26 protein-coding genes, 1 tRNA gene and 9 pseudogenes are annotated in these 23,506 nt (G+C 33.0%); 31 read left to right on the forward strand and 5 right to left on the reverse strand.

Annotated elements, in window-relative coordinates; translation table 11 throughout:
• Positions 1-58 precede the first annotated feature (58 nt).
• A complete protein-coding gene (locus PWK10_RS19460) occupies positions 59-460 on the reverse strand; it encodes a hypothetical protein (protein WP_446715293.1) in 402 nt (133 codons plus the stop codon).
• A 147-nt stretch (positions 461-607) separates the two neighbouring features.
• Between PWK10_RS19460 and PWK10_RS19465 the strand changes: the two genes are divergently transcribed.
• The 19 genes and pseudogenes from PWK10_RS19465 to PWK10_RS18385 all read left to right on the forward strand — a co-directional run bounded on the left by PWK10_RS19465 (position 608) and on the right by PWK10_RS18385 (position 9,780).
• The gene (locus PWK10_RS19465; RefSeq protein WP_446715294.1) at positions 608-751 is read left to right on the forward strand and encodes a hypothetical protein; all 144 of its coding nucleotides are present in this window, start codon (positions 608-610) and stop codon (positions 749-751) included.
• A gap of 38 nt (positions 752-789) precedes the next feature.
• Positions 790-957, forward strand: a complete 168-nt coding sequence (locus PWK10_RS19470) for a hypothetical protein (RefSeq protein WP_446715295.1) — start codon at positions 790-792, stop codon at positions 955-957.
• Complete coding sequence (locus PWK10_RS05055; RefSeq protein WP_274767590.1) at positions 957-1,379, forward strand: ATP-binding protein; 423 nt, start codon at positions 957-959, stop codon at positions 1,377-1,379. Before PWK10_RS19470 ends, PWK10_RS05055 begins: the two co-directional genes overlap by 1 nt.
• Positions 1,380-1,426: 47 nt before the next feature.
• Positions 1,427-1,963 carry a [Fe-Fe] hydrogenase large subunit C-terminal domain-containing protein gene (locus PWK10_RS05060; protein WP_274768119.1) on the forward strand — a complete coding sequence of 179 codons (537 nt, stop codon included), beginning with the start codon at positions 1,427-1,429 and terminating at the stop codon, positions 1,961-1,963.
• 200 nt (positions 1,964-2,163) lie between these two features.
• Positions 2,164-2,280: pseudogene (locus PWK10_RS19475) on the forward strand (hypothetical protein); the annotation flags it as partial.
• Between the two features lie 18 nt (positions 2,281-2,298).
• Entirely contained in the window at positions 2,299-2,619 is a 321-nt protein-coding gene (locus PWK10_RS05065; RefSeq protein WP_274767591.1) for a (Fe-S)-binding protein, read from the forward strand.
• Position 2,620: 1 nt separating this feature from the next.
• Complete coding sequence (locus PWK10_RS05070; RefSeq protein ID WP_274767592.1) at positions 2,621-2,959, forward strand: DRTGG domain-containing protein; 339 nt, start codon at positions 2,621-2,623, stop codon at positions 2,957-2,959.
• A complete protein-coding gene (locus PWK10_RS05075) occupies positions 2,956-3,831 on the forward strand; it encodes a PHP domain-containing protein (RefSeq protein ID WP_274767593.1) in 876 nt (291 codons plus the stop codon). The genes PWK10_RS05070 and PWK10_RS05075 overlap by 4 nt, the downstream gene beginning before the upstream one ends.
• Positions 3,770-4,714 (forward strand): alpha-glucan family phosphorylase, encoded by a 945-nt coding sequence (gene glgP / locus PWK10_RS18370; protein WP_342455625.1) that lies wholly within the window; start codon positions 3,770-3,772, stop codon positions 4,712-4,714. The genes PWK10_RS05075 and glgP (PWK10_RS18370) overlap by 62 nt, the downstream gene beginning before the upstream one ends.
• On the forward strand, positions 4,714-5,385 hold the full coding sequence (gene glgP, locus PWK10_RS18375) for an alpha-glucan family phosphorylase (protein WP_342455694.1): 672 nt from the start codon (positions 4,714-4,716) through the stop codon (positions 5,383-5,385). Before glgP (PWK10_RS18370) ends, glgP (PWK10_RS18375) begins: the two co-directional genes overlap by 1 nt.
• Before the next feature lie 61 nt (positions 5,386-5,446).
• A complete protein-coding gene (locus PWK10_RS05085) occupies positions 5,447-6,025 on the forward strand; it encodes a molybdopterin-dependent oxidoreductase (RefSeq protein ID WP_274767594.1) in 579 nt (192 codons plus the stop codon).
• 2 nt (positions 6,026-6,027) lie between these two features.
• On the forward strand, positions 6,028-6,459 hold the full coding sequence (locus PWK10_RS05090; RefSeq protein ID WP_274768120.1) for a molybdopterin-dependent oxidoreductase: 432 nt from the start codon (positions 6,028-6,030) through the stop codon (positions 6,457-6,459).
• Positions 6,456-6,590, forward strand: a complete 135-nt coding sequence (locus tag PWK10_RS05095; RefSeq protein ID WP_274767595.1) for a hypothetical protein — start codon at positions 6,456-6,458, stop codon at positions 6,588-6,590. Before PWK10_RS05090 ends, PWK10_RS05095 begins: the two co-directional genes overlap by 4 nt.
• 35 nt (positions 6,591-6,625) lie before the next feature.
• A pseudogene (locus PWK10_RS19480) lies at positions 6,626-6,751 on the forward strand (hypothetical protein); the annotation flags it as partial.
• A gap of 9 nt (positions 6,752-6,760) precedes the next feature.
• Positions 6,761-7,417 (forward strand): molybdopterin dinucleotide binding domain-containing protein, encoded by a 657-nt coding sequence (locus PWK10_RS05100; protein WP_274767596.1) that lies wholly within the window; start codon positions 6,761-6,763, stop codon positions 7,415-7,417.
• Positions 7,418-7,569: 152 nt separating this feature from the next.
• Positions 7,570-7,995, forward strand: a complete 426-nt coding sequence (locus PWK10_RS05105) for a hypothetical protein (RefSeq protein ID WP_274767597.1) — start codon at positions 7,570-7,572, stop codon at positions 7,993-7,995.
• Positions 7,996-8,138: 143 nt separating this feature from the next.
• A complete protein-coding gene (locus PWK10_RS05110; RefSeq protein WP_274767598.1) occupies positions 8,139-8,870 on the forward strand; it encodes a hypothetical protein in 732 nt (243 codons plus the stop codon).
• Between the two features lie 12 nt (positions 8,871-8,882).
• Complete coding sequence (locus tag PWK10_RS18380) at positions 8,883-9,440, forward strand: DUF362 domain-containing protein (RefSeq protein WP_342455626.1); 558 nt, start codon at positions 8,883-8,885, stop codon at positions 9,438-9,440.
• Positions 9,441-9,477: 37 nt separating this feature from the next.
• Complete coding sequence (locus tag PWK10_RS18385; protein WP_342455627.1) at positions 9,478-9,780, forward strand: DUF362 domain-containing protein; 303 nt, start codon at positions 9,478-9,480, stop codon at positions 9,778-9,780.
• 21 nt (positions 9,781-9,801) lie between these two features.
• On the opposite strand, the pseudogene PWK10_RS05120 reads toward PWK10_RS18385, so the two are convergent.
• A pseudogene (locus PWK10_RS05120) lies at positions 9,802-11,251 on the reverse strand (nicotinate phosphoribosyltransferase).
• A 322-nt stretch (positions 11,252-11,573) separates the two neighbouring features.
• On the opposite strand from PWK10_RS05120, the gene PWK10_RS05125 reads away from it, so the two are divergent.
• Together PWK10_RS05125 and PWK10_RS05130 are read left to right on the forward strand one after the other, a co-directional pair.
• Positions 11,574-12,047 (forward strand): RsmB/NOP family class I SAM-dependent RNA methyltransferase, encoded by a 474-nt coding sequence (locus PWK10_RS05125; protein WP_274767599.1) that lies wholly within the window; start codon positions 11,574-11,576, stop codon positions 12,045-12,047.
• 13 nt (positions 12,048-12,060) lie between these two features.
• Positions 12,061-12,270, forward strand: a complete 210-nt coding sequence (locus tag PWK10_RS05130; protein WP_446715296.1) for a hypothetical protein — start codon at positions 12,061-12,063, stop codon at positions 12,268-12,270.
• 346 nt (positions 12,271-12,616) lie between these two features.
• Here the strand turns inward: PWK10_RS05130 and PWK10_RS19485 are convergent.
• The 3 genes and pseudogenes from PWK10_RS19485 to PWK10_RS05150 form a co-directional block, all read right to left on the reverse strand.
• Positions 12,617-13,305: pseudogene (locus PWK10_RS19485) on the reverse strand (hypothetical protein).
• Between the two features lie 10 nt (positions 13,306-13,315).
• On the reverse strand, positions 13,316-13,513 hold the full coding sequence (locus PWK10_RS05145) for an AAA family ATPase (protein WP_274767602.1): 198 nt from the start codon (positions 13,511-13,513) through the stop codon (positions 13,316-13,318).
• 17 nt (positions 13,514-13,530) lie between these two features.
• Positions 13,531-14,211 carry an AAA family ATPase gene (locus PWK10_RS05150; RefSeq protein WP_274767603.1) on the reverse strand — a complete coding sequence of 227 codons (681 nt, stop codon included), beginning with the start codon at positions 14,209-14,211 and terminating at the stop codon, positions 13,531-13,533.
• A 261-nt stretch (positions 14,212-14,472) separates the two neighbouring features.
• On the opposite strand from PWK10_RS05150, the pseudogene rnhA reads away from it, so the two are divergent.
• The 10 genes and pseudogenes from rnhA (at position 14,473) to hydF (ending at position 23,506) form a co-directional block, all read left to right on the forward strand.
• A pseudogene (gene rnhA / locus PWK10_RS05155) lies at positions 14,473-14,915 on the forward strand (ribonuclease HI).
• A gap of 105 nt (positions 14,916-15,020) precedes the next feature.
• Entirely contained in the window at positions 15,021-16,601 is a 1,581-nt protein-coding gene (gene pckA, locus PWK10_RS05160; protein ID WP_274767604.1) for a phosphoenolpyruvate carboxykinase (ATP), read from the forward strand.
• 151 nt (positions 16,602-16,752) lie between these two features.
• On the forward strand, positions 16,753-17,178 hold the full coding sequence (locus tag PWK10_RS05165; RefSeq protein WP_274767606.1) for a YaaR family protein: 426 nt from the start codon (positions 16,753-16,755) through the stop codon (positions 17,176-17,178).
• 61 nt (positions 17,179-17,239) lie between these two features.
• Positions 17,240-17,314 (forward strand) — tRNA-Glu (locus PWK10_RS05170).
• Positions 17,315-17,383: 69 nt separating this feature from the next.
• Positions 17,384-17,755: a phage holin family protein gene (locus tag PWK10_RS05175; protein ID WP_008909356.1), complete on the forward strand. Its 372-nt coding sequence runs from the start codon at positions 17,384-17,386 to the stop codon at positions 17,753-17,755.
• 133 nt (positions 17,756-17,888) lie between these two features.
• Positions 17,889-18,844: pseudogene (glpX, locus tag PWK10_RS05180) on the forward strand (class II fructose-bisphosphatase).
• A gap of 116 nt (positions 18,845-18,960) precedes the next feature.
• Positions 18,961-20,348 (forward strand): annotated as a pseudogene (locus PWK10_RS05185) (ISLre2 family transposase).
• A gap of 263 nt (positions 20,349-20,611) precedes the next feature.
• Entirely contained in the window at positions 20,612-20,857 is a 246-nt protein-coding gene (locus PWK10_RS05190) for a TM1266 family iron-only hydrogenase system putative regulator (protein WP_008909358.1), read from the forward strand.
• A 14-nt stretch (positions 20,858-20,871) separates the two neighbouring features.
• Positions 20,872-22,292: pseudogene (gene hydG, locus PWK10_RS05195) on the forward strand ([FeFe] hydrogenase H-cluster radical SAM maturase HydG).
• Between the two features lie 12 nt (positions 22,293-22,304).
• Positions 22,305-23,506: pseudogene (gene hydF / locus PWK10_RS05200) on the forward strand ([FeFe] hydrogenase H-cluster maturation GTPase HydF).

Consider the following 23,506-nt stretch of genomic DNA (forward strand, 5'->3'; position numbering starts at 1 on the left):
TAGTCGGGAATGCCATATCTTAAAACACCGCCTATTTTATCATGGGCTTCGAAAATAGTTATATCATAGCCTTTTTTGCAAGCATAAAGGATATTGTTATTCCTGCTGGGCCAGAACCAATGACTGCAATTTTTCTATCCTTGTTTATATTAGGACTTTCATTTAAAATTCTCAAGTAATATTCCGAAATATAATTTTCAATAATGCTTACCTGAATAGGGTTGTTCTTATGGTTTAAAATACAATTTCCTTCACAAAATTTTTCAACAGGACAAACAAGTGAACATACTGAGGATAAGGGGTTGTTTTCAAATAGCATTTCCCCTGCCTTTATAATATCACCCTCAAGAAGCATTTTAACCATATCGTTAACTGGGGTGCTTACAGGGCAACCCATTTTACATCTCGGATTTTTACATTGAAGGCAACGCTTCGCCTCATCAATAACATGTTTTGACATACCACCACTCCCTGTATGAATTTATAATAAATATACACAAATATGGAAATTTAGTCAAATTTGTATTTTAGCTGTTAAAAAAATTACATTGAAAAAGTTTCAGAAAAATAATAATATTATATTAGATTTTTTAACGGGGGAATTATGATGAAATTAGGTAAAATTAAAGAGCTTTTGGAGGCAGAAGTTTTATGCAATGAAGAATTGCTTGATTATGAGGCAATAGGTGCCTTTGCCTGTGACCTTATGAGTGACGTTTTGAGTTTGGCAAAAAAGAAACTATTCTATTAACAGGTCTTACCAATATTCAGGCAGTCAGAACAGCAGAAATGCTAGATTTAAGGTGCATAATTTTTGTTAGAAATAAAAGGCCTGACGAGAGCGTAGTAGAACTTGCAAGGGAAAAGGGAATATGCGTTCTTTTTACGAAATATTCAATGTTTACTGCTTGCGGTATTCTTTATTCAAATGGTTTAAAAGGAGCTGATATGTTCTAATGCAGGAATTATTAAGTGTTAAGTATGATGTTGAAAGTGGAGATTTTATTCGTGGTGGTGAAGCATCAAGCAGTATTAAGAAATTATTACAGCAGTTGGGGATTAAAGCAGATATAATAAAAAGAATTTGTGTAGCTTGTTATGAAGCGGAAATGAACATAGTTATTCATAGCTATGGAGGATATATAGAGGCGAAAATATTTAACAACAAAGTAGAAATAATAGCAAAGGATAGGGGACCTGGAATCGAAAATATTGACCTTGCAATGAAGGAGGGATATTCAACAGCCCCTGAGTATGCGAGGGAAATGGGATTTGGTGGAGGTATGGGACTTCCCAACATGAAGAAAAGCTGTGATGAATTTTATATAGAATCTAAGACAGGTGAGTATACTGAGGTAAGAATGGGAGTATATTTTTAATTTAAAAAGGTGATATTTATGAAAAAATTTTTCACTCAGTTTCACTGATTGAGGAAAGGTGCATAGGCTGCACAAAATGCCTTATGAACTGCCCTGTAGAAGCAATAAGAATAAAAAATGGAAAGGCTATTATATATGACGAAAAATGTATAGACTGTGGAGAGTGCATTAGAGTATGCCCATATGGAGCCCATGTTTCTAAGGGGAATTCCTTAAATGAAACCGAAGGTTATAAAGTAAAAGTCTTGATACCTTCAGTAACGTTATATCCACAGTTTGGACAAGAAATAAATCCAGAAGAAATAAACAAAGCCCTTTTAAGCTTAGGTTTTGATGAGGTTTTTGATATAACCTTTGCCTGCGATGTTAAGGCTGAGATATTAAAAAAGGAGATAACAAAGGTCGAAAAACCAGCAATTTCAACATTATGCCCTTCGATAATTCGATTGATTGAGAAGGACTTTCCATCCCTAAATGATCATATTGTTAAAATGTTAACACCTATAGAAATTTCAGCGGCTTTAATTAGAGAAAAGTATTGCAAAATGGGATATAAGGAGAATGAAATTGGAATTTTCTTTTAACGCCATGTCCAAGCTGGATTACAAAAATAAAAGAACTGAAATATAATGAAAAAATAGGTTTCGATGGTGCTATTGCAATAAGTGATATATATCCTAAATTATTAAAATTTTTAAATAAAACTTCTAATAAAACCTATAGAAAAATATCTAAAACTGGACTTTTATGGTCCTTCTCAGGAGGACAAAGCCAAGCAATTGGAATCGATAATTTTTTAGCAGTAGATGGAATAAAAAATGTTATAAAGTTATTTAATGATGTAGAAAATGGAAAAATAAAAGATGTTGATTATATAGAAGCCTATGCCTGCACAAGAGGATGCCTAGGAGGATTATTTTTGATAGAAAACCCCTTTAATGCAGAAAGGATTGCCAAAAAGATAATAGCTAATGGTGAGTTTAGCTACAATGTTGAACTGCACGATGAGTTTCAAAGTAAATTTGCAAGGGAGGATATATTAAAAGTTAATTTGAAATTTGCAGATGATTTTGAAAGTGCAGTTAAGATGATAAAAAATATGAACAAAATAATTAATATGCTTCCTGGAACGGACTGCGGACTTTGTGGTTCACCCTCCTGTAGGGCATTTGCCGAGGATGTTGTAAAGGGTTTGGCAAATTTGAATGATTGTAAATTTATAAAAAATGGAGGAGAATAGAATGAAGGTTAGGGATTTAATAAACAGATTAAATCTTAAAATTTTAGCTGGTGAAAAAGGATTAGAAAAGGATGTAAAAGGTATTTATTGCTGTGATCTTTTGAGTTGGGTAATGTCCCATGCAAAAAGTCAAAATGCTTGGATAACCGTTCAAATTCACACGAACATAGTAGCTATTGCAAGTCTACTAGAGCTTTCATGCATTATAATTCCCGAAAATATTGAAGTTGAAGAAAATACATTAGAAAAAGCCAATGATGAGAATATCCCTATTTTACAGTCAGACTTAAATTCCTACCAATTATGTGTAAAATTAAATCAATTGGGGATAGACGAATGAAGTTCTATTATGATCTACACATCCATTCAGCTTTATCACCTTGTGCCGATGATGACATGACTCCAAATAATATATTGAATATGGCGAAACTTAAGGGACTCGATATTATAGCAATTACGGACCATAATTCCTGTAAAAATTTAAAGCCCTGTATGGAAATAGGTAAAGAATTAGATATATTAGTAGTCCCAGGGATGGAGCTTCAGACTATGGAAGAAGTGCATGTTTTATGCCTTTTTAAAACGTTAGATGCAGCAATGGAATTCCAGGATTGGGTTTATTCTAATTTACCAAAGATTAAAAATAAGAAGGAGCTTTTTGGAAGGCAATTCATTTACAACGAATTAGACGAAATAGTTGGAGAAGAGGAAATAATGCTCTTATCCTCTGCAAATGTTAGTATAGATAAGGCTTATAATAAAGTTAAGTCCCTTGAAGGTCTTTTTATTCCATCCCATATTGATAAGGAAAGTTTCAGCATTATATCCAATTTGGGTTTTATTCCTTATAATTTAAGTATTAAGGCGTTGGAATATGTTGATCTTATTAAGTTAGAGAAACTAAAAATAAAAGGTTTAATTCCCAATGATGTAAAATTTATAAAAAATTCAGATGCCCATCATTTAGGCTTAATATCGGAGAGAGAAAATTATATAAATTTAAACAAAAGATCCATTGACGATTTTTTGCTTATTTTGATTAATATTTTATATAATTTATACAAATTTTTTATTTTATCGTGCAAACGATTGCATTTAGTAAGAAAATATATTAAAATAAAAATAAAAAGGATATTGGGGAGGAAAAAAGATGGACAAACTACCAAAAGTTGCATATTTTTGTATGGAATATGGTTTAGATTCAAAATTTAAGATTTATTCTGGTGGGCTTGGAATATTAGCAGGAGACATTTTAAAAGCTGCTAAAGATTTGAATGTTCCAATGGTAGGAATTGGAATTAAGTGGAAGCAGGGTTATGTTGATCAATATATAACTGAGGATGGAAGGACGTTAGATACATATAGAGCTTATGATTACGATTTTCTAGAAGATACGGGAATAACGGTAGATGTAGAAATCAAAGAAAGCACTTATACTTTAAAGGTATGGAAGGTAGATAAATTTAATAATGTTCCGCTATATCTTTTAGATGCTGATGTTGATGGAAATGAAAATAGGCTAATAACTTCACAGCTTTATGGTTGGTTTTCTGAAGAAAGGGTTGCTCAAGAAATAATTTTAGGTGTAGGTGGAGTTAGGGCCTTAAGAAAGCTGGGAATCGATGTGGATGTTTATCATTTTAATGACAATCACCCTGTGTTTGCCGGCATAGAACTTATTAGAGAAAAAATGGAAAATGGGTTAACATTTAACGAAGCTCTAGAGGCAACAAGGGAAGAAATTGTATTTACAACTCATACTCCAGTTCCAGCTGGAAATGAAGTTCATTCCCATAGATTACTTGAATACATGGGGGCATACTTAAATCTTGACTATTGGCATATGAAACGATTAGGTGGAGACCCCTTCAGTATGACTGTTGCAGCCCTTAGAATGAGTAGAATTTCAAACGGTGTTGCACAGCTTCACAAGGAAACAGCAAACAAAATGTGGGAAGGTGTGGAAGGAAGTTCTAGAATCATAGGTATTACTAACGGCGTGCATAATGGAACTTGGCAGGATGAAAGAATAGTTAAGGCTTATAAAGAAGGAAAAAGTTTACTTGAAGTTCACAATGAAATCAAAAAGAGTTAATAGCCTTTGTTGAAAAAAGAACCGGCGTAAAATTAGATGCTGAAAAACTATTAATCGGTTTTGCAAGAAGAGCTGCACCATACAAAAGAAGCAATTTGATTTTTACCGACGAAAAACTAATAGGACCATATTTAGAAAGCGGTAAAATACAAATAATATTTGCAGGTAAAGCTCATCCAAATGATTATACAGGGAAAGGCATTATTTCAGATATTGTAAAGATGGCTAAAAAATATCCAAATAGTGTTGTATTCTTAGAAAACTATGATATGGAAATAGGTGCGATGCTAACTAGAGGATGCGATATATGGCTTAATAATCCAAGAAGACCACAGGAAGCATCAGGAACTTCTGGAATGAAGGCTGCCATGAACGGAGTATTAAACTGCAGTATTTTAGATGGTTGGTGGCCTGAGGCATGTATTCACGGTGTAAATGGATGGCAGTTTGGAGATGGGCTTGGAGTTGATGATTTTGATACATTAGAGGAATTAGATAAGCATGATGCTAAAGCTTTATATAAAGTTCTTTTAGAGGAAGTTCTTCCAACATATTATGAGAATAAATCTAAGTGGGAAGAAATGATGAGAAAGAGCATAGAAACTACTCAAGAAAAATTCTCAGCTGCAAGAATGGTAAAAGAATATTATGATTTAATGTATACAAAATAACAGGGGTTCCCCCCTGTTTTTTTATGTGCTAAAATGATATAAAAAGCAAAGGGGGATAAATATGAAGATAAGAAGCGGATGTCCAAGGGATTGCTATGGAGGCTGTTCGGTTATTCTAACTGTTGAAAATGATAGGATAGTAAATATTGAAGGGGATCCTTTAAATAAAGCAACACAAGGGTATATTTGCTTGAAAGGAAAATCGTATTTAGAAAAAAATTATGGGGATAAAAGACTAAAATTTCCATTAAAAAGGGTTGGAGAAAGAGGAGAAGGAAGATTTGTTAGGATTTCATGGGAGGAAGCAATAGAGGAAATTTCAAAGAAGATAGATTATTATCAAAATATCAGTCCCAAAAGCATCATGTTTTATAAAGGGTCTGGGGAAATAGGAATTTTTAGTAAATGTGCATTTGGATTTTGGAACCAACTTAAGGGATATACCACTACATATGGGGATCTATGCTTTTCGGCTGGATTAGAAGGAGTAATTCAAACCTATGGAAAATCAATTCACAATGCTCCATGGGATCTTGAAAATGCAAAATGCATAGTTTTATGGGGGAAAAATTCTGCCGAGACTAATTTCCAGGAGATGCTTTTTATAAAAAAGCAAAAAATAACGGAGCAAAGGTTATAGTTATAGATCCTGTTAAAACAAAAACAGCAAAGGAGGCAGATTATTTTATTCAAATAATGCCTGGTCAAGATCAGCTTTTGGCTTTAGGACTAGTGAATTATTTGATTAAAAATAAAATGATTGATGAAGAGTTTATTGACAAATATACATATGGGTTTGAAGAGTTTAAAACCTATGTTGAAAAGTTAGACTTAAAAACTGTAGCAACGATATGCAAAATAAATGAAGAGGAGATTATAAAATTAGCAAGGTTGATTTGGGAAAACAGGCCTTTAAGTTTAATTTGTGGATTAGGACTTCAAAGAAGGATAAATGGAGGACAAACGATACGAGCTATAGGACTTATTCCTGCCTTAGTTGGAAGCGTAGGCATAGAAGGTGGAGGCTTTAGGTATGCTAATCTATCTGAACCTAAATTAAAATGGCCTTTTTGATAGATCCTCCGGAAGAAGTAGACTATGTTCATGTAAGTGAAATAGGCAAGGAAATTATTGAGAAAAATATAAAAATGTTATTTGTTCAAAGTGCCAACCCTGTTGTATCAAATCCAGACTCAAAAACATAAGAAAAGCAATATCTCAATTAGATTTTATAGTTGTTATTGAGCAATACTTAAGCGATACTGCAAAATTTGCTGATTATATTTTACCAGCAGCTGCAACTTTTGAGTATTACGATATTTTAAAATCCTATTGGCATCCCTATGTAATATTTATGGACAAAGCACACGATCCTTTGGAGGAGTGCAAGCATGAAAGTGAAATTTATAGAATGCTAGCTAAAAAATTAAAGTTGAATTTAGATTATATTCCTGAAAACAATATAGATAATATAGAAAAAATTTTAAAAGCATCGGGAATTGAAAAAAGTTTAGAGGAATTGAAAAATGCCCCATATTTACCTGAAGATTATGATGAAGTAGCTTTTAGGGACAGAAAATTTAATACAGTTACAGGAAAAATTCAATTTAAGTCAAAGACCATGAAAAGGTGGAAAATGAGCCTAATCCCGGAATACATAGAAAATAAAAGGACAGATTATCCTTTGATGCTTATATCCTACCACTCTTATGAAAAAATAAATTCCCAATATTCAGAGATAGATAAAATTAAAAAACTTCTAGGTGCTCCAAAGGCCAAAATAAATCCTGAAGATGCAAGGATAAGAAATATTAATCATGGAGATAAAATAAAGATTTTTAACGATATGGGTGCAATATATGCCTATGCAGAAGTTACAAGTGATATAAAGGAAGGGGTCATAAGTATCCCATTTGGTTTTTTAGCTGAAGAAAAGGCTAATGTGAACGACATAGTTGAATCCATGAAAACTGATATAGGAAATGGAACAGCCTTTCATGACAATTATGTAGAAGTAATTAAACTAGATTAGTTTAATATAATATATTATTTGGCACAGATTCTTCCTGTAGGCTTATAATAAATGAATCTGTGCTTTTATTTTGTGCATTCTTTGATTAAAAAATATGAATATGGAAATAATTTTAAGTAAAGGGATTTGTTATAAATTTAGGTGGTGTTTTTATGAAGGATCAAGAGAAGATCGTCTTGTTTAAGGAATACATGAAGCAAAATGGATTTGATGAGAAGAGGATTAATTTTAATGTAAAGGTAGTTACAACCTTTAAAAATAACATTTTAGATTACTTTGATGAGACGCTAGATAATTTTGATAGCTTTACCTTTGATGAGTTTACAGATAAAGTTAGTTTAATTGATGATGAGTTTGGAGGAAGGGAAAAGATCCCTTTAATACTTAATGCCATGCTTGATCTTACAGAATTTTTAAAGGAATATAAATTTATAAAGGGCGGAAAGATAGCTTATTATAAACGAATGTTCACGGATGTTGAGTATTATCTTCAAAAGTATGACATGCTTAAGGGCAGAAAAAGCGAAGCAAAGGAAACTATAAAAAATTATCTAAACTCAGAATTTGTAAAAAGGTAGTAAAGCTTACAGAGAATGTTTATATATTAGATTTCAATACTATAAAACTTATCGATTATCTTTTAAATGATATTCCAATTAGCCTAAGTCTTAACAATGATTCGATTAGTCTTGTTAAAGATTTTCTTATAAAGACGGAATTTTTGGAGGTTAAAAATTCAAACATAACAGTAACTAAGATAGGAAGGATGGTGTCACGTTTAGAACCAGAGGAGCGTTACGCTATTATTTTAAGCAATGTATTTAATTTAGAAAAGTGGGTTACGGAAGAAAAATTTTTTAATATTCGCAATTTATTTTATGTAATTTATTCTGTTTTTAGTTTTAAACAAGAGGTCCTTTTACATACAAAATGGGAAGAAGATAATATATTTATTTTATCGAAGGACGAATTTAGATTAGATTATATTCTTAGGGATGATACTTGCAAGTTATATTTTGACACATTTTTAGTAGGTTTAGGACTATTTGAATATGTTTCAGAAAATAACATTAAGAAGATTTCTATTACTGAAATAGGGAAAAATATATTTAAGATAGTAGCAAAGGATTTGAATATTATAATAAAAAACAAAATAGAATATATTGCTTCATTAATTAAATATAAAAAGCTTGATGAAGCTGAGAATGAAATTAAAAATTTTTTATTAATATATGGAGAACATCCTATTGTATGGGATTTTTGGGGTCAAATTGCTATTTTAAAAGGCAACTATTTAGATGCCTATGAATTTTTAAAACATGCCTATGAAACAGCAAATAAAAAGAGCAAACTGGTAAAAAGTGTTGTTTATCATTTAGTTATATGCTGCAAAAGATTAAAAAGGGATGAGGAAATAAAACTATATGAATCGAAGTTAGCAGAATTGAAGTAAGGAGATGATGCAATGCTAAGGAAAAAAGCATTAGACAGTAATATTATTGCAATAGTTAATAACCCAAATGAAGGCTTGGCACTTAGGGAGGCAATTGCGCTATTGCCTTTTAATGGTTTTATAAAAAACAATCATACTGTTACAATTACGGCCAACTTGGTAAATTTAAACCCACCACAGAAGGGTGTCGTGGTAGGACCACAAACTTTAGAAGAGCTTATAAAAATTATAAAGGAACAAAACCCCAAGCGAATAGTAGTTGCTGCTGGCTCTGGTGGTGCCACAACCTATGATGTGCTAAATACATATGGATATAATCAAGTTTTAATGAAGGAAGGAGTAGAATTTTGTGATTTAAATGTGGGAGAGTTTGAAGATTTGGAATTAGAACATGATATTGTAAAATCAACTAAAGTTAATAAACTGTTATTTGAAACAGATATATTAATTTCCTTTACCCAACTTAAAATTCACGAGGAAGCTACAATTTCTGCATCGATAAAAAATATAGCATTAAGTTGGCCTCCAGCATCCCTTCACGGTTATCCCAAAAAATCTTGGGATCCATGAAGACCTCCATGGATTTATTTATGCTTTTGCTAAAAAGGTGCCAATAGATTTTTCTATTGTTAGCTTAAATCCTGCAATGATAGGAACAGGTCCTTCTAAGGGAAAAGCAATTCATAGCGGTTTTTTAGTTGCTGGATTTGATGCCGTTGCAGTTGATACTGTCTGTGCAAGACTTTTAGGCTTTAGACCCCAGGCTATAAATTATCTATTTAGATTAAGTAATGATAAGATAGGCGTTAGCAATATAGAGGATATCGATGTTAAAGGGATTAAACTTATCGATGCTGAAAAGCAATTTTCCCTTATGGCATATGGAAAGGAGTTTGCAATAGATGAATAAGGCTGCCCTTTTAAAGCAGCCTTATTCTGAGTATTTTCTCAATAATTTTTGTTTTGTCTTCCACAGTTTAAAGGAAAGATCTACATAATATCTATGGGGATTTTCAAATCTTAAAACTTCATCCCAAAGGGTTTCAATTTCCCTTTGACAATATTTTTTATTTCATGAACTGAAGGACTTTGATAAATACACTTTCCTTTGTCAAATATTTTAATTAAAAGCTTTCGTGCTTTGTAATTTTCAAGTGTTTTTGTTTTCCAAGTGTAGACAGGATCAAATATTTTAAGTGGCTTTGACTCATCTATTTCTTCACTAGCAAAGGTTATTAAATCTGCAATAGCTTTGTTAGTAACATTGTCATATAACCTGTAGACTTGCTTAAAGCCGGGATTAGTTATTTTTTCTGGGTTTTCGCTTATTTTTATCTTAGGGATTATTTTACCATTTTCTTCAACAGCAACAAGCTTATATACACCTCCAAATACAGGTTCGGATTTTGCTGTGATCAATCTTTCACCAACGCCGAAGCTATCAATTTTTGCACCCTGTGATAAAACATCTCTGATGATATATTCATCTAAAGAATTGGAGGCTATAATTTGGCAATCTGGAAATCCTGCTTCATCTAGCATTTGCCTTGCCTTCTGTGAAAGATATTTTATATCGCCGCTATCTATTCTAATTCCTTTTGGTCTATACCCTTTTGGAAGAAGTTCCTCTTTAAATACTTTAATAGCATTTGGCACTCCAGATTTTAAAACGTTATAGGTATCAACAAGCAAAAGACAATTCTCAGGATAAACTTTTGCCCATGCCCTAAAGGCGTCTAATTCACTATCAAACATTTGAACCCAACTATGAGCCATGGTTCCTACGGCAGGTATTCCAAACATTTTTTCAGCAATCGTATTGGCGGTTGCAGCACAGCCGCCTATATATGCTGCCCTTGCACCTAAAATTGCTCCATCGTAACCCTGTGCCCTTCTTGAGCCAAATTCAAGAACAGGACGACCTTGGGCAGCCCTAACTATTCTGTTTGCCTTAGTTGCTATTAAGGATTGATGATTTATAGTTAGCAAAATCATGGTTTCAATAAATTGAGCCTGAATTATAGGACCCTTTACTACTACTAATGGTTCGTTAGGGAAAACAGGAGTTCCTTCTGGAATGGCCCAAACATCGCACTCAAATTTAAAGTTTTTTAGATAATTCAAAAATTCCTGATCAAAAAGACCCTTTTTTCTAAGAAGTTAATGTCCTCTTCTGTAAATTTTAGATTGTTAAGATATTCTATTAGCTGCTCTAAACCGGCAACAATACTAAATCCTCCACCATCTGGAACATTTCTAAAAAACATATCAAAATAAGCAATTTTATTGCCTATGCCGTTTTTTAAATATCCATTGGCCATAGTAAGCTCATAAAAATCAACCAATAAAGTTAAATTTCTATTATCCTTCCAATCGATCATTTTGATGCCCCTTTCGACTTACTTGAAAAAAATAATTAAAAATTATATATTTTATATTATAACACAAATTATATTTACTGAAAGGAGAATAAAATGGCGTCAATAACGGAAATAAGGAAAAAATTCCTCAAGATTTACTGAATTCATTTTACGATATATTTGATATTCACACTGTAGACAAAATATTATATGGTATTTCAGATAAGAAATTAACGACATTAAGGGTAAATACTTTAAAATATGATATTAAAAGTTTGATGGATTTTTTAAAGAGGTTAATATAAAATTTGAAAGGGTTAAATGGAATGAAAATGCCCTTATATTGAAAAATGCAGATGAAAGGGATCTAGAAAAATTAAATATATTTAAGGAAGGACAAATTTATCTACAAAATTTATCCAGTATGATTCCGCCTATAATATTAGATCCAAAAGAAGGAGAGAAAGTATTAGATGTTGCAGCAGCACCGGGTAGCAAAACAACACAAATGGCAGCAATGATGAAAAACATGGGATTCATATTGGCAAACGAAGCAGATAAAATTAGAGCCGAAAGGTTAAAGTATAATCTAAAGTTACAGGGAGTAGAAATCGCCGAGGTTAGAGTAGGAAAAGGGGAAAAGATAGGGGAGGAATATCCTGAATTCTTTGATAAAGTCCTTTTAGACGTTCCCTGTAGTGGGGAAGGAATAATATCCATAAAGGATCCCAAAACATACAGAGGGTGGAGCCTTAAGGAAGTTGAAAGATTATTCCGCCTACAAAAAAATTATTTGAAAGCGCATATAAAGCCCTAAAAAAGGGGGAATTATGGTTTACTCAACTTGCACTTTAAATAGGAAAGAAAATGAAGAAATCATTGATTGGGCCCTTAACAATTTTGACATAAAAATAATGAATATAGACAGACTTGATAATAATTTCTTAAATGGAATTGATATAGGACTTAGTGATGAGGTTAAAAAATGTATAAGAGTAATTCCAAATGAAGTATATGAAGGATTTTTGTGTGCAAAATAAAAAGAAGGATTAGGCAATCTAATCCTTCAGACTGTTGAAAAAGTTATTTTTGATAAGCCCCGTGAAGGATTTCCCTGGCATTCGCTCATTTCGCTAAGCAATTCTAAGCTTTTCTTTGTTTTCAAAGTCCTACCCTCGTGAGCCGACATCCGTGTCGGCCACTCGGCTCTGCACGTCCATGTGCAGAATTACGGACTTTTGAAAAGTCGAAAAGCAAGAATTGCTAAAGCTTATGAGAGATGCCTTTTGAAATCCTATCACGGGGCTCTCGCAAAGTGCAAACATCAAAGAAGGTTTGTCTACAATTGAAGGATTAGGATAGCCTAATCCTTGGGATATTTTCCTGTTATAAATTTAATATTGAGTTTATCTCATTCTCAAAAATGGTTTCATTTTTTATTAAATATTCCGCCAAAATATCGAGCTTGTCCTTATTTAGGCTTAAAAGGTTTACAACTTCAGAATAGATTTCGTTTACTTTCTTCTTAATCGTTTCTACATTTTCATTTAAATTTAATCCTTCGATTAGGCCATAATTTATCAAACCAGTCTCTTCCAACATTCCATATTCTTGAGCCATATTTAATAGTATATTTGTAACATGTTGTAAATCTGAATAGGCTCCTGTTGTAATATTTTCTTTTCCAAAGATGATTTCTTCTGCTGCTCTTCCTCCCAGAGCGATTTTTACCTGTTTTAACAAATCGCTTTTAGTTTTAAACATTTTATCGGGGGGACATTTAAAGTGTATCCTCCTGCACCTTTAGTGCTTGGAATTATTGTTACTTTCTTTACTGATATTTCTGGGGCGACTAATTTTGATATAAGGGCATGTCCTGCCTCATGATAAGCCGTGATCTTTTTATCCATATCGCTTATATAGCTTCTATCCTTCTTTTCAAAACCTGCAATGATAATATTAAAGGCCTTATCAAAATGATAATTAGTAATAAACTCAGCAGATTCTTTTGCGGCTAGGATTGCTGCTTCATTTACAAGGTTTTCAAGTTTAGCACCAGAAAAATATGGCGTCATTTCTGCAAGTTTAAAAGGTCAACATCCTCTGATATTGGTCTGTTTTTGTGTAAAGCTTTAAAATCTCATATCTTGCTTTAATATCAGGAAGATTTACTTCGATGTGCCTATCAAATCTTCCAGGTCTTAATAGAGCATCGTCAAGAACATCAAGTCTATTTGTTGCTGCAATTACAACTATTCCTTGACTATCCTTAAAACCTGACATTTCTGATAGGAGGGCATTTAAGGTTTGATCTCGTTCATCGGAGCCTCCATCGGCCCTTGAGGTTCTTTTTTGCCTATAGCGTCTATCTCATCAATAAATATAACAGCCTTTCCCTTTTCACGAGCCTTTTTGAATAAATCTCTAATCCTTGCAGCACCTACACCGACGTAAATCTGAACAAAATCGGAACCATTTACTGCGAAAAATGGAACATCAGCTTCGTTAGCTAACGCTTTTGCAAGAAGTGTTTTACCAGTTCCAGGAGGACCATATAAAATTATCCCCCTTGGAGGTCTTGCGCCAAACTTAGCATATTTTTCAGGGTTCTTTATAAAATCTACCAACTCCAATATACTTTCTTTTGCTTCTTCATTACCAGCAATATTATTAAAGGTTACTTTAGTAGCACTTTTTGTATCATATTCGATACTTGACATGGATTTTGAAGAGGGAGCTATTTTTTTAGACAATAAAGTTATTATAAAGACAGTAACAATAACAAAGAAAAGTATTCCGCCAATGGTATTTGCTACGTTAGAAGAATTTTCCTTCACATGAACGTTTTTTAATAAAAGCATTTCTTTGAAGTTTTGACTTCTTGGATTTTCAGTATAATAGATTATGTTATCTTTAGTAACTACCTTTATAAATTCGGAATCACTTAAGAAAACTGTATCTATTTTATTTTGTTCTACCATCGTTAGAAAATTTGTGTAACCTATTATATTTTTTTCTCACCTTTTAGATTGTAAAAATAGATACTTAAGATTAAAATAATTATTATCAGCAAAGGAAGAAGAATTAAATTATATTTTTTATTTTATTCATGTGACCACCTCAAATATTTTAGTTTACATAATATTTTACATTTTTTATCCTGGGTCTGTAAAATTATTTTAATATTAATTACCATGTAAATTTATGTTAAAGACGGGAGTGGATAGAATGAAAAAGAAGTTATAATTTATACAGATGGAGGCTGTAGGGAAACGGCAATGAGGAGACTGTTGGAGGCTATGGTGCAGTTCTTATATATAAGGATAAAATTAAAACTATAAAAAAGGGCTTTAAAAAAACTACCAACAATATAATGGAACTTACTGCGGCGATTGATGCATTATCTTTGCTTAAGGAACCCTGCAAAGTAAAATTACATAGTGATTCTGCATATTTAGTTAATGCCTTTAATCAGGGATGGGTGGAAAAATGGCAGAAAAACGGGTGGAAAACTGCAAGTAAAGAGCCAGTAAAAAATAAGGAGCTTTGGGAGAAATTAATTGAATTTACTAAAGTCCATGAGATCGAGTTTATTAAGGTAAAAGGACATGCAGGCGATGAAATGAATAATCTTTGTGACAAACTTGCAAATGAGGCAATGGATGAAATAGAAAATGAAAGATAACTGCAATATTTTATTTATTTAAACATTGATGTTGCAATTTATAATGCAATTGTGTAAAATAATATTAGGAAGGTATTATCCTAATATTATACTAGAGGAATTAAAATGTCTTTAGCTGAACATTTAAGAAGTTTGAATTTAATAAACTTAGGTAATGTATATTATAATTTATCACCTTCAAAGCTTGTAGAACATACGATTAGAAGAGGAGAAGGAAGCTTAACTTCAACAGGAGCTTTAAATATTAATACTGGAAAATATACAGGAAGATCACCTCAGGATAGATTTATTGTTGATTACCCCGAAATACATAAGAATATAAATTGGGGAAAGGTTAATAAACCAATTAGCCCGGAAGTTTTTGAAAGGATATATGCAAGATTAGCTGCATACCTTCAAAAGAAGGATGTTTATGTATTCGATGGGTTTATTGGGGCCGATAGAAGATACACCCATTCAGTTAGATTTATCAATGAACTTCCAGCCCATAATTTGTTTGTAAGACAGCTTTTTATAAGGCCAACAGATAAGGAACTTGAAAATTTTATTCCACAGTTTACAGTAATAAGTGCTCCAAATTTTAATTCCATTCCTGAGCTTGATAAAACTAATTCGGAAGTATTCGTAATTCTTGACCTTGTAAAGAAAATAATAATTATCGGCGGGACCCATTACTGTGGAGAATTGAAAAAGTCGATGTTTACAGCAATGAATTTTATGTTGCCTATGGCTAATGTTCTGCCAATGCATTGCTCTGCAAACGTTGGTGAAAACGGGGATGTAGCTCTATTCTTTGGACTATCTGGGACAGGAAAAACTACCTTGTCAGCGGATCCTGAAAGAAGACTAATTGGAGACGATGAGCATGGATGGTCTGAGGATGGCATTTTCAATTTTGAGGGCGGATGCTACGCAAAGTGTATAAATCTCTCAAGGGAAAAGGAACCTCAAATTTACGATGCTATCAAGTTTGGTGCATTATTGGAAAATGTAGTTCTTGATGAGAAGGGTCATCCAGATTATTCGGATGATAGATATACTGAAAATACAAGGGCAGCTTATCCAATAGAATATATTCCAAATGCAGTTTTAGAAGGAACAGGCGGACATCCAAAGACGATTCTGTTCTTAACAGCTGATGCCTTTGGAGTATTGCCACCGATATCAAAGCTAACTAAAGAACAAGCAATGTTCCATTTCATTTCAGGTTATACAAGCAAATTAGCAGGAACTGAAAGGGGAATCGTAGAACCTCAAGCAACCTTCTCCTGCTGCTTTGGAGAACCCTTTATGCCTATGAATCCTTCAGTTTATGCTAAAATGCTTGGGGAAAAAATTACTAACCACAATGTAAGTGTTTACTTGGTTAATACAGGCTGGACTGGAGGACCCTATGGTGTAGGAAAAAGAATGGATTTGTCCTACACAAGGGCAATGGTTAGGGCAGCTATAAATGGAGATTTAGAAAAGGTAGAATATTTTGAGCATCCGATATTTAAAGTTTTAGTTCCTAAGAGTTGTCCAAACGTTCCAGCAGAAATATTAAATCCGATAAACACATGGGAATCCAAGGAAGAATATAACAAGTATGCAAAGGACCTTGCAATAAGATTTTATGAAAACATCAGGAAATTTGAGGATTTAACTGATGATATAATTGAAGCTGCACCAAGTATTTCACTATAATTATTTTGCTATAATGTAGATAAAAAGACACAGAATTATGAAATTCAATTTATCATAATTCTGTGTCTTTTTTAGGCAAACAGCATCCCTATTGAAGAATATTATGAAAGATATTAAAATAAAATTAAGATTAATTCTAGGGGTGCAAGACATGCAAATAAGGAAGATTAATTTAACAAAGACAAATAACATAAGTCCATCAAATAAGACAAAAGTAGATAGCGATTTTTCTTCAGCACTTGACTTAGCAAACAAGGAACAGACTGAAGGGCAACTGCAAAAGCTACTTAATGAAATCGATATCCTTGGAAAGCGTTTAATTGCTACAAGAAGCCTGGAGGATGCCAAAAGGTATAAATTAAAGGTCCAAGAATACTTATCCTTTGTAATTAAAAATGCTTACATCTTAAAAAGAGAAATTGGGCCATACAACTATGGAATACATATTAAGATTGAGGTGATAAATAGCAAAATAGATGAGCTTACAAGAGAATTAATTGAATCCCAGAAGGATATAATAAACTTAGCAGATAGAATAGAAGAAATAAAGGGCCTTTTAATAGATGTATATAAATAATTTTTTATTGGTCTTTACAAATAATAGAAAATATTATATAATTTTATTAAAAAGAGAATATGGTCCCATGGTCTAGAGGTTAGGACACCGCCCTCTCACGGCGGTAGCAGGGGTTCGATTCCCCTTGGGACTGCCAAAAGTGCCTTATAGGCACTTTTTTGTATATTTTTGCTTTTTTGACCAAAATACTAATGGAGGTGTTACTATGGGTGAAAATAGAGAAAGAAAAAACGTAAATATTTTTTCAATCATCATTAAGTTTTTAGTAAATGCTGTTATTCTTGTTATTGCAAGCTTTTTAGTTCCTGGCTTTAGGGTTGCTGGCTTTGGAACAGCAATATTAGCTGCTATTGTTATTTCAGCACTTGATTATCTTATTGGATTAGTATTTAAACTGGATGCTTCACCCTTTGGCAGAGGAATTGTAGGTTTCTTAATAGCTGCAATCATTATTTACTTAACTCAATTTATTGTGGCAGGTGTATCAGTTACAGCATGGGGGGCTATCCTGGCTGCACTGGTAATAGGCATTATCGATGCAATAGTTCCAACGGACGTTTTTTCACAAGTATCATAAAAATATCCCATAAAGGTTTCCTTTATGGGATATTTTTATGTGATAAACTATATTTTAAATAATATATCTTATATTTCATTTTACTACTCAATATGATATAATAAAAACAGAAATTTTATCTTGGAGGGACGCTATGGAAAAGTTTGATATTGCAATGGGGATTGTGAGGGTAACAGAGGCTGCTACACTTGCATGTTCTAAATTATTAGGAAAAGGTAATATTGAAGAGGTGGATTTAGCTGCAGCAAATGGAGCTAGATATGCCTTTGAATTATTACCTATTAAGGGAAGAGTAGTGATAGGAGAAGGGGAGATAAATAAGTCTCCAATTCTTTATATAGGTGAAAAAGTTGGGCAGTGGAAGGATGGGCAAACAGAATATGATATTGCAATAGATCCAATAGATGGGAATATACTTGTTGCTAAAGGAAGACCTAACGCAATAAGTGCTATAGCACTTTCAGAAAAGGGGAATATTTTCAGAGCACCCCAAATATATATGAAAAAGATAGCTGTTGGTCCTAAGGCTAAAGGTGCAGTAAATTTAAATGCAAATTTTGAAACTAATTTAAAAAATATTGCAGAAGCTTTAAATAAAGATCTGAAGGAATTAACTGTGATGGTTCAGGATAGGCCAAGACATGAGGAGATTATAAAAAAGCAAGGGAAATTGGTGTAAGAGTCAAGATATTTGGTGAAGGAGATATAGCAGCTGCTCTTGCGACAGCATTTGATGATACAGGAGTAGACGTTTTATATGGAATAGGTGGAGCACCTGAAGGCGTTCTGGCTGCTGCAGCACTAAAGTGCTTAGGCGGGGAAATTCAAGCAAAACTAATGCCACAAAACGATAGACAGCTTGCAATGTGTAAAAGAGCTGGGATAGAAGATATAGAGAAGATTTTAACAACCGATGACCTTATAAAGGGCGATGATGTTTACTTTGCAGCTACTGCAGTGACAGACAGCGATCTTTTAAAGGGAGTTATTTACAAAGGTGATACAGCTTTTACACATTCAGTTGTAATGAGACTAAAAACAGGAGTTGTAAGGTTTGTTGATGCTATGCACAAGCTTGAAAAAGCTTAATTCACTTTAAAGAGGATTCATAGTGTAAAATTATTGTAGGACGAAAAAGACAAAAATTTAAAAGAGACAACCCCTGTGATAAAATAAAAGTGAAAAAACACACAAACCAATAAGGGGTGTCTCTTTTGAATAATATTATACAACAACATTTAATAAATTTCACTACTAAATTAATAAAAAATGTTGAAGAAACTATATCAAAAGAATGGGATCTAACAAAACTTGTTGATGTAGTTAAAAAAATGACTGATGAATTAGGAGCAAACATAATAAAGGACTTTTTAGAAGAATTAGATAAAACGATTAAAGAAGATGAAAAAAGGAAAAAGGGATGGGTAGTAGAAAGGAAAGACAAGAAAAAGATTGTAACAATGCTAGGCGAAATAGAATATGCAAGAACGTATTACAAATCTAAGAAGAATGGGGAATATAGATATTTACTTGATGAAATTATAGGGATAAGCAAACATGAGAAGGTAGATAAAGAAGTAAAGATAAAGCTGGTGGAGAACGCAATTAATATGTCCTATGAGGAGAGTAGTAAAATAACATGTCCGGAGAAACTAAGTAGACAGACAGTATTTAATGCAATAAGACAGGTAGGAGAAGTAGAAGTAAAAGGGAAGTAAAAGAAAAGAGGAAAGTAAGGGTGCTATACATAGAAGCAGATGAGGATCATGTGGCATTGCAGGATGGGAAGAAGGAGATGCCAAGGCTTGTATATATACATGAAGGAAGGCAAAGCAAAAATGGGAGAAACGAATTAAAGAATGTATATTACAAAGCATACGTTGGTGTAGAAGCTGAAGAAATATGGATAGATGTAGCGAATTATGTGTATGACAATTATGAAATAGAGAGCATAGAAAAGATATACATAGCAGGAGATGGAGCAAGATGGATAAAGGAAGGAATGGAATGGATTCCGAAAGCGAAATTTGTATTAGATAGATATCATTTGAACAAATACATAATAAGAGGGACAGCAAAGCGAGAAGAATATAGGCAAAAGATATGGGGAGCGATAAATGAAGGGGATAAGAAGGTTTTAAGGGAGATATTTAAGGAGTTAATAAATATAGCAGAAACTAAGACAGAAAAGGAGAGAGCAAAAGAAGCAAGGAGATATATATTAAATAACTGGGAAGGGATAGTAATATATAAAGAGGACGAGGATGTAATAGGATGCAGTGCAGAAGGGCATATAAGCCATGTATTATCAGCGAGATTAAGCAGTAGGCCATTAGGATGGAGTAAAGAGGGATTAAAGATAATGGCAAAGCTAAGGGTATTTAGCAGGAATGGAGGTAATTTAAGGGAAATAAGTATATACAAGGAAGATGTTGAAACATTTAGATTAAATAAAAAGAAGATAAAAGAAACAATTAAAAGAATAAATAATTCTTCACGAGAAGGAATAAATAATATAACAATATTAAACATTGGAAAAGTAACACCGATGTATAAGATATTAAAATCAATTAAATATGAAAATATAATTTAAAGTTTAAAAGTTTACGAAAGTCTTGATTTTAAACATTTTAGGGGGTTGTCTATAAAAAATTAACCTACAATATCTTGACACTATCAGAGGATTATTTTATTTGATTTTCAAAAACTATGTTATATAATTAACTTAAATCCGTTATTTTGGAGTTTCCGAAATAATGGATAAGCATTTTCCGATTGCAAGGAGGTGTCCGAGCAAAAGGGTAGGGAAGTAAATTAGCCCTTCAGCTTTTGCTGAAGGGCTTTTTGGAGGTTGCTATGGAAAAGAGAATTGGTGTTGTGGGCATTGTAATTGAAAACTTTGATAATACCTATAAGGTTAATGCTATACTACATGACTATTCTAATATTATTGTTGGAAGAATGGGTATTCCTTATAGGGACAGGGGTATATTCATTATTTCACTTATAGTTGATGGAACTGCAGATGAGATAAGCGCAATGACAGGAAAGCTCGGTAAAGTGGAAGGTGTTAATGTAAAAACCGCATTATCAAAAATTTGAATGGGAGGAAAATTATGAAGGATATAAAAGCTGAAGACTTTATAATTCATGAAGAAATTATAGAGTCGATGGAATTTGGAGAGGAAAAATCGAAGGATAAGTCATATGTAAGGGAAATTTTGCAAAAAGCAAAGGAGTGCAAAGGGCTAACCCATAGGGAAGCTGCAGTATTACTACATGTTGAAGATGAAGATATTCTAAATGAAATGTTTAAAACTGCAAGGGAAATTAAAGAGAAAATATACGGAAAGAGAATTGTCCTCTTTGCACCGCTATATGTAAGCAATTATTGTGTAAATAACTGCTACTATTGTGGCTATAAACATACCAATCAATCTTTTAAAAGAAGAAGGCTTACAATGGATGAATTAGTTGAAGAGGTAAAGATTTTAGAATCCTTAGGACACAAAAGGCTTGCCCTTGAGGCTGGGGAAGATCCTGTTAACTGCTCTATCGATTATATTTTAGATTGCATTAAAACTATTTATTCCATTAAATTTGAAAATGGAAGCATTAGAAGAATAAACGTAAATATTGCTGCAACTTCAGTTGAAAATTATAAAAAATTAAAGGAAGCAGGCATAGGAACTTATATCCTGTTCCAGGAAACATACCACAGACCAACCTATGAAAAGATGCATCCTTCTGGCCCAAAGCATGATTATGACTATCATACAACTGCTATGGATAGAGCAATGCAGGCAGGAATTGATGATGTTGGAATTGGGGTATTATACGGGCTTTATGATTATAGATACGATACTATAGCTATGCTTATGCATGCTGAGCATCTTGATAATACCTATGGTGTAGGTCCCCATACGATTTCTGTTCCAAGACTTAGGGAGGCAGAGGGTGTATCGTTAGAAAATTTCCCTTATCTTGTTAGCGATAAGGATTTTAAAAAGATTGTTGCTGTATTAAGACTTGCTGTCCCATATACTGGAATGATTTTGTCGACAAGAGAAGAACCAAATTTTAGAGACGAAGTTATTGGACTTGGAATATCACAGATTAGTGCAGGTTCCTGCACTGGAGTTGGAGGATATGTGGAAGAATACAAACTGCATATTCATAAGGAGGATGAAAAACCTCAATTTGAAGTTGGGGACCACAGATCACCACTTGAGATAATAAAGAGTTTATGCAGGGGAGGATACATCCCAAGCTATTGCACGGCTTGTTATAGGGAAGGAAGAACAGGCGAACGATTTATGAGACTTGCAAAAACAGGACAAATTCATAATGTCTGTCAACCTAATGCAATTTTAACCTTTAAAGAATTTCTTTTGGACTATGGGGATGAAGAGGCAAGAGAAATTGGTGAAGAAACAATAAAAAGGCTCTTGATGAAATACCAAATAAAAGAGCTAGAGAGGCAACTATTGAGAGATTAAAGAGAATTGAGGATGGAGAAAGAGATTTAAGATTCTAAGGAGTGGATTCTATGCAGGATACACCAAAGGCAAATAGACTTCATATAGCGATATTTGGGAAACGAAATGCAGGAAAATCAAGCTTAATAAATGCTATTACAGGGCAGCAGATAGCATTGGTGTCAGATTTTGCGGGGACAACTACAGATCCGGTTTATAAGGCTATGGAGTTGTTACCAATTGGACCTGTAGTGATAATTGATACAGCAGGACTTGACGATGAAGGAGAATTAGGAGAGCTAAGAATAAAAAGACAAAAGAAGTTATGGACAAAACTGATCTTGCGATATTAGTTTTTACTGCTGAAAGTAAAGATTTTAGCTTGGAAAAAGAATGGTTTAATGATTTAAAAGAAAGGAATATTCCAGTTATTGGTGTAATAAATAAGGTTGATTTAGATGATATTGATGTTGAAAAATTGCAAAAAGAATTTGACATTCCCTTTGTAAAGGTTAGTGCAAAAATAAACAAAATATTGGAAAACTAAAAGAATTAATTCAAATTAATGCACCAAAGGATTATGAAAGGGAGACGATAGTTGGAGATATAATAAAACCTAAAGATTTGATTTTGCTTGTTGCTCCACAGGATATACAAGCACCTAAGGGAAGATTAATTCTTCCACAAGTTCAGGTATTGAGGGATATACTAGATCATGATGCAATGCCAATAATAGTTAAAGATAGTGAACTTGAGGATTCATTAAAGGTTTTAAATAAAAACCTGATCTTGTGATTACTGATTCCCAAGTTTTTGCTAAAGTAAATTCTATTATTCCAAAGGATGTTCCCTTAACTTCTTTTTCAATACTGTTTGCAAGATATAAGGGTGAACTTGAATATTTTGTTCAAGGGGCCAAAAAATCAATGAGTTAAAACCTGGAGATAATGTTTTAATTGCAGAGGCCTGCACCCATCATCCTTTAGAGGGGGATATTGGTAGACAAAAACTACCAAAGTGGCTTGAGGAAAAAGCAGGTGGCAAATTAAACATTACTGTTAATGCAGGTGTGGATTTCCCAGAAGATTTAACAAAGTATAAACTTGTGATTCATTGTGGTTCATGCATGTTTAATAGAAAACAACTTATGACAAGGATAATACGATGTTCTGAACAAAATGTGCCTATTACAAATTATGGAGTGGCTATAGCAGAAATAAATGGAATTTTAGACAGGGTTATTGAGGTGTTTAAAAATAAGGCTGCAAATTAA

Origin of the sequence: Caloramator sp. Dgby_cultured_2 (assembly GCF_028872215.1) — a bacterium.
Classification (GTDB): Bacteria; Bacillota; Clostridia; order Clostridiales; family Caloramatoraceae; genus Caloramator; species Caloramator australicus.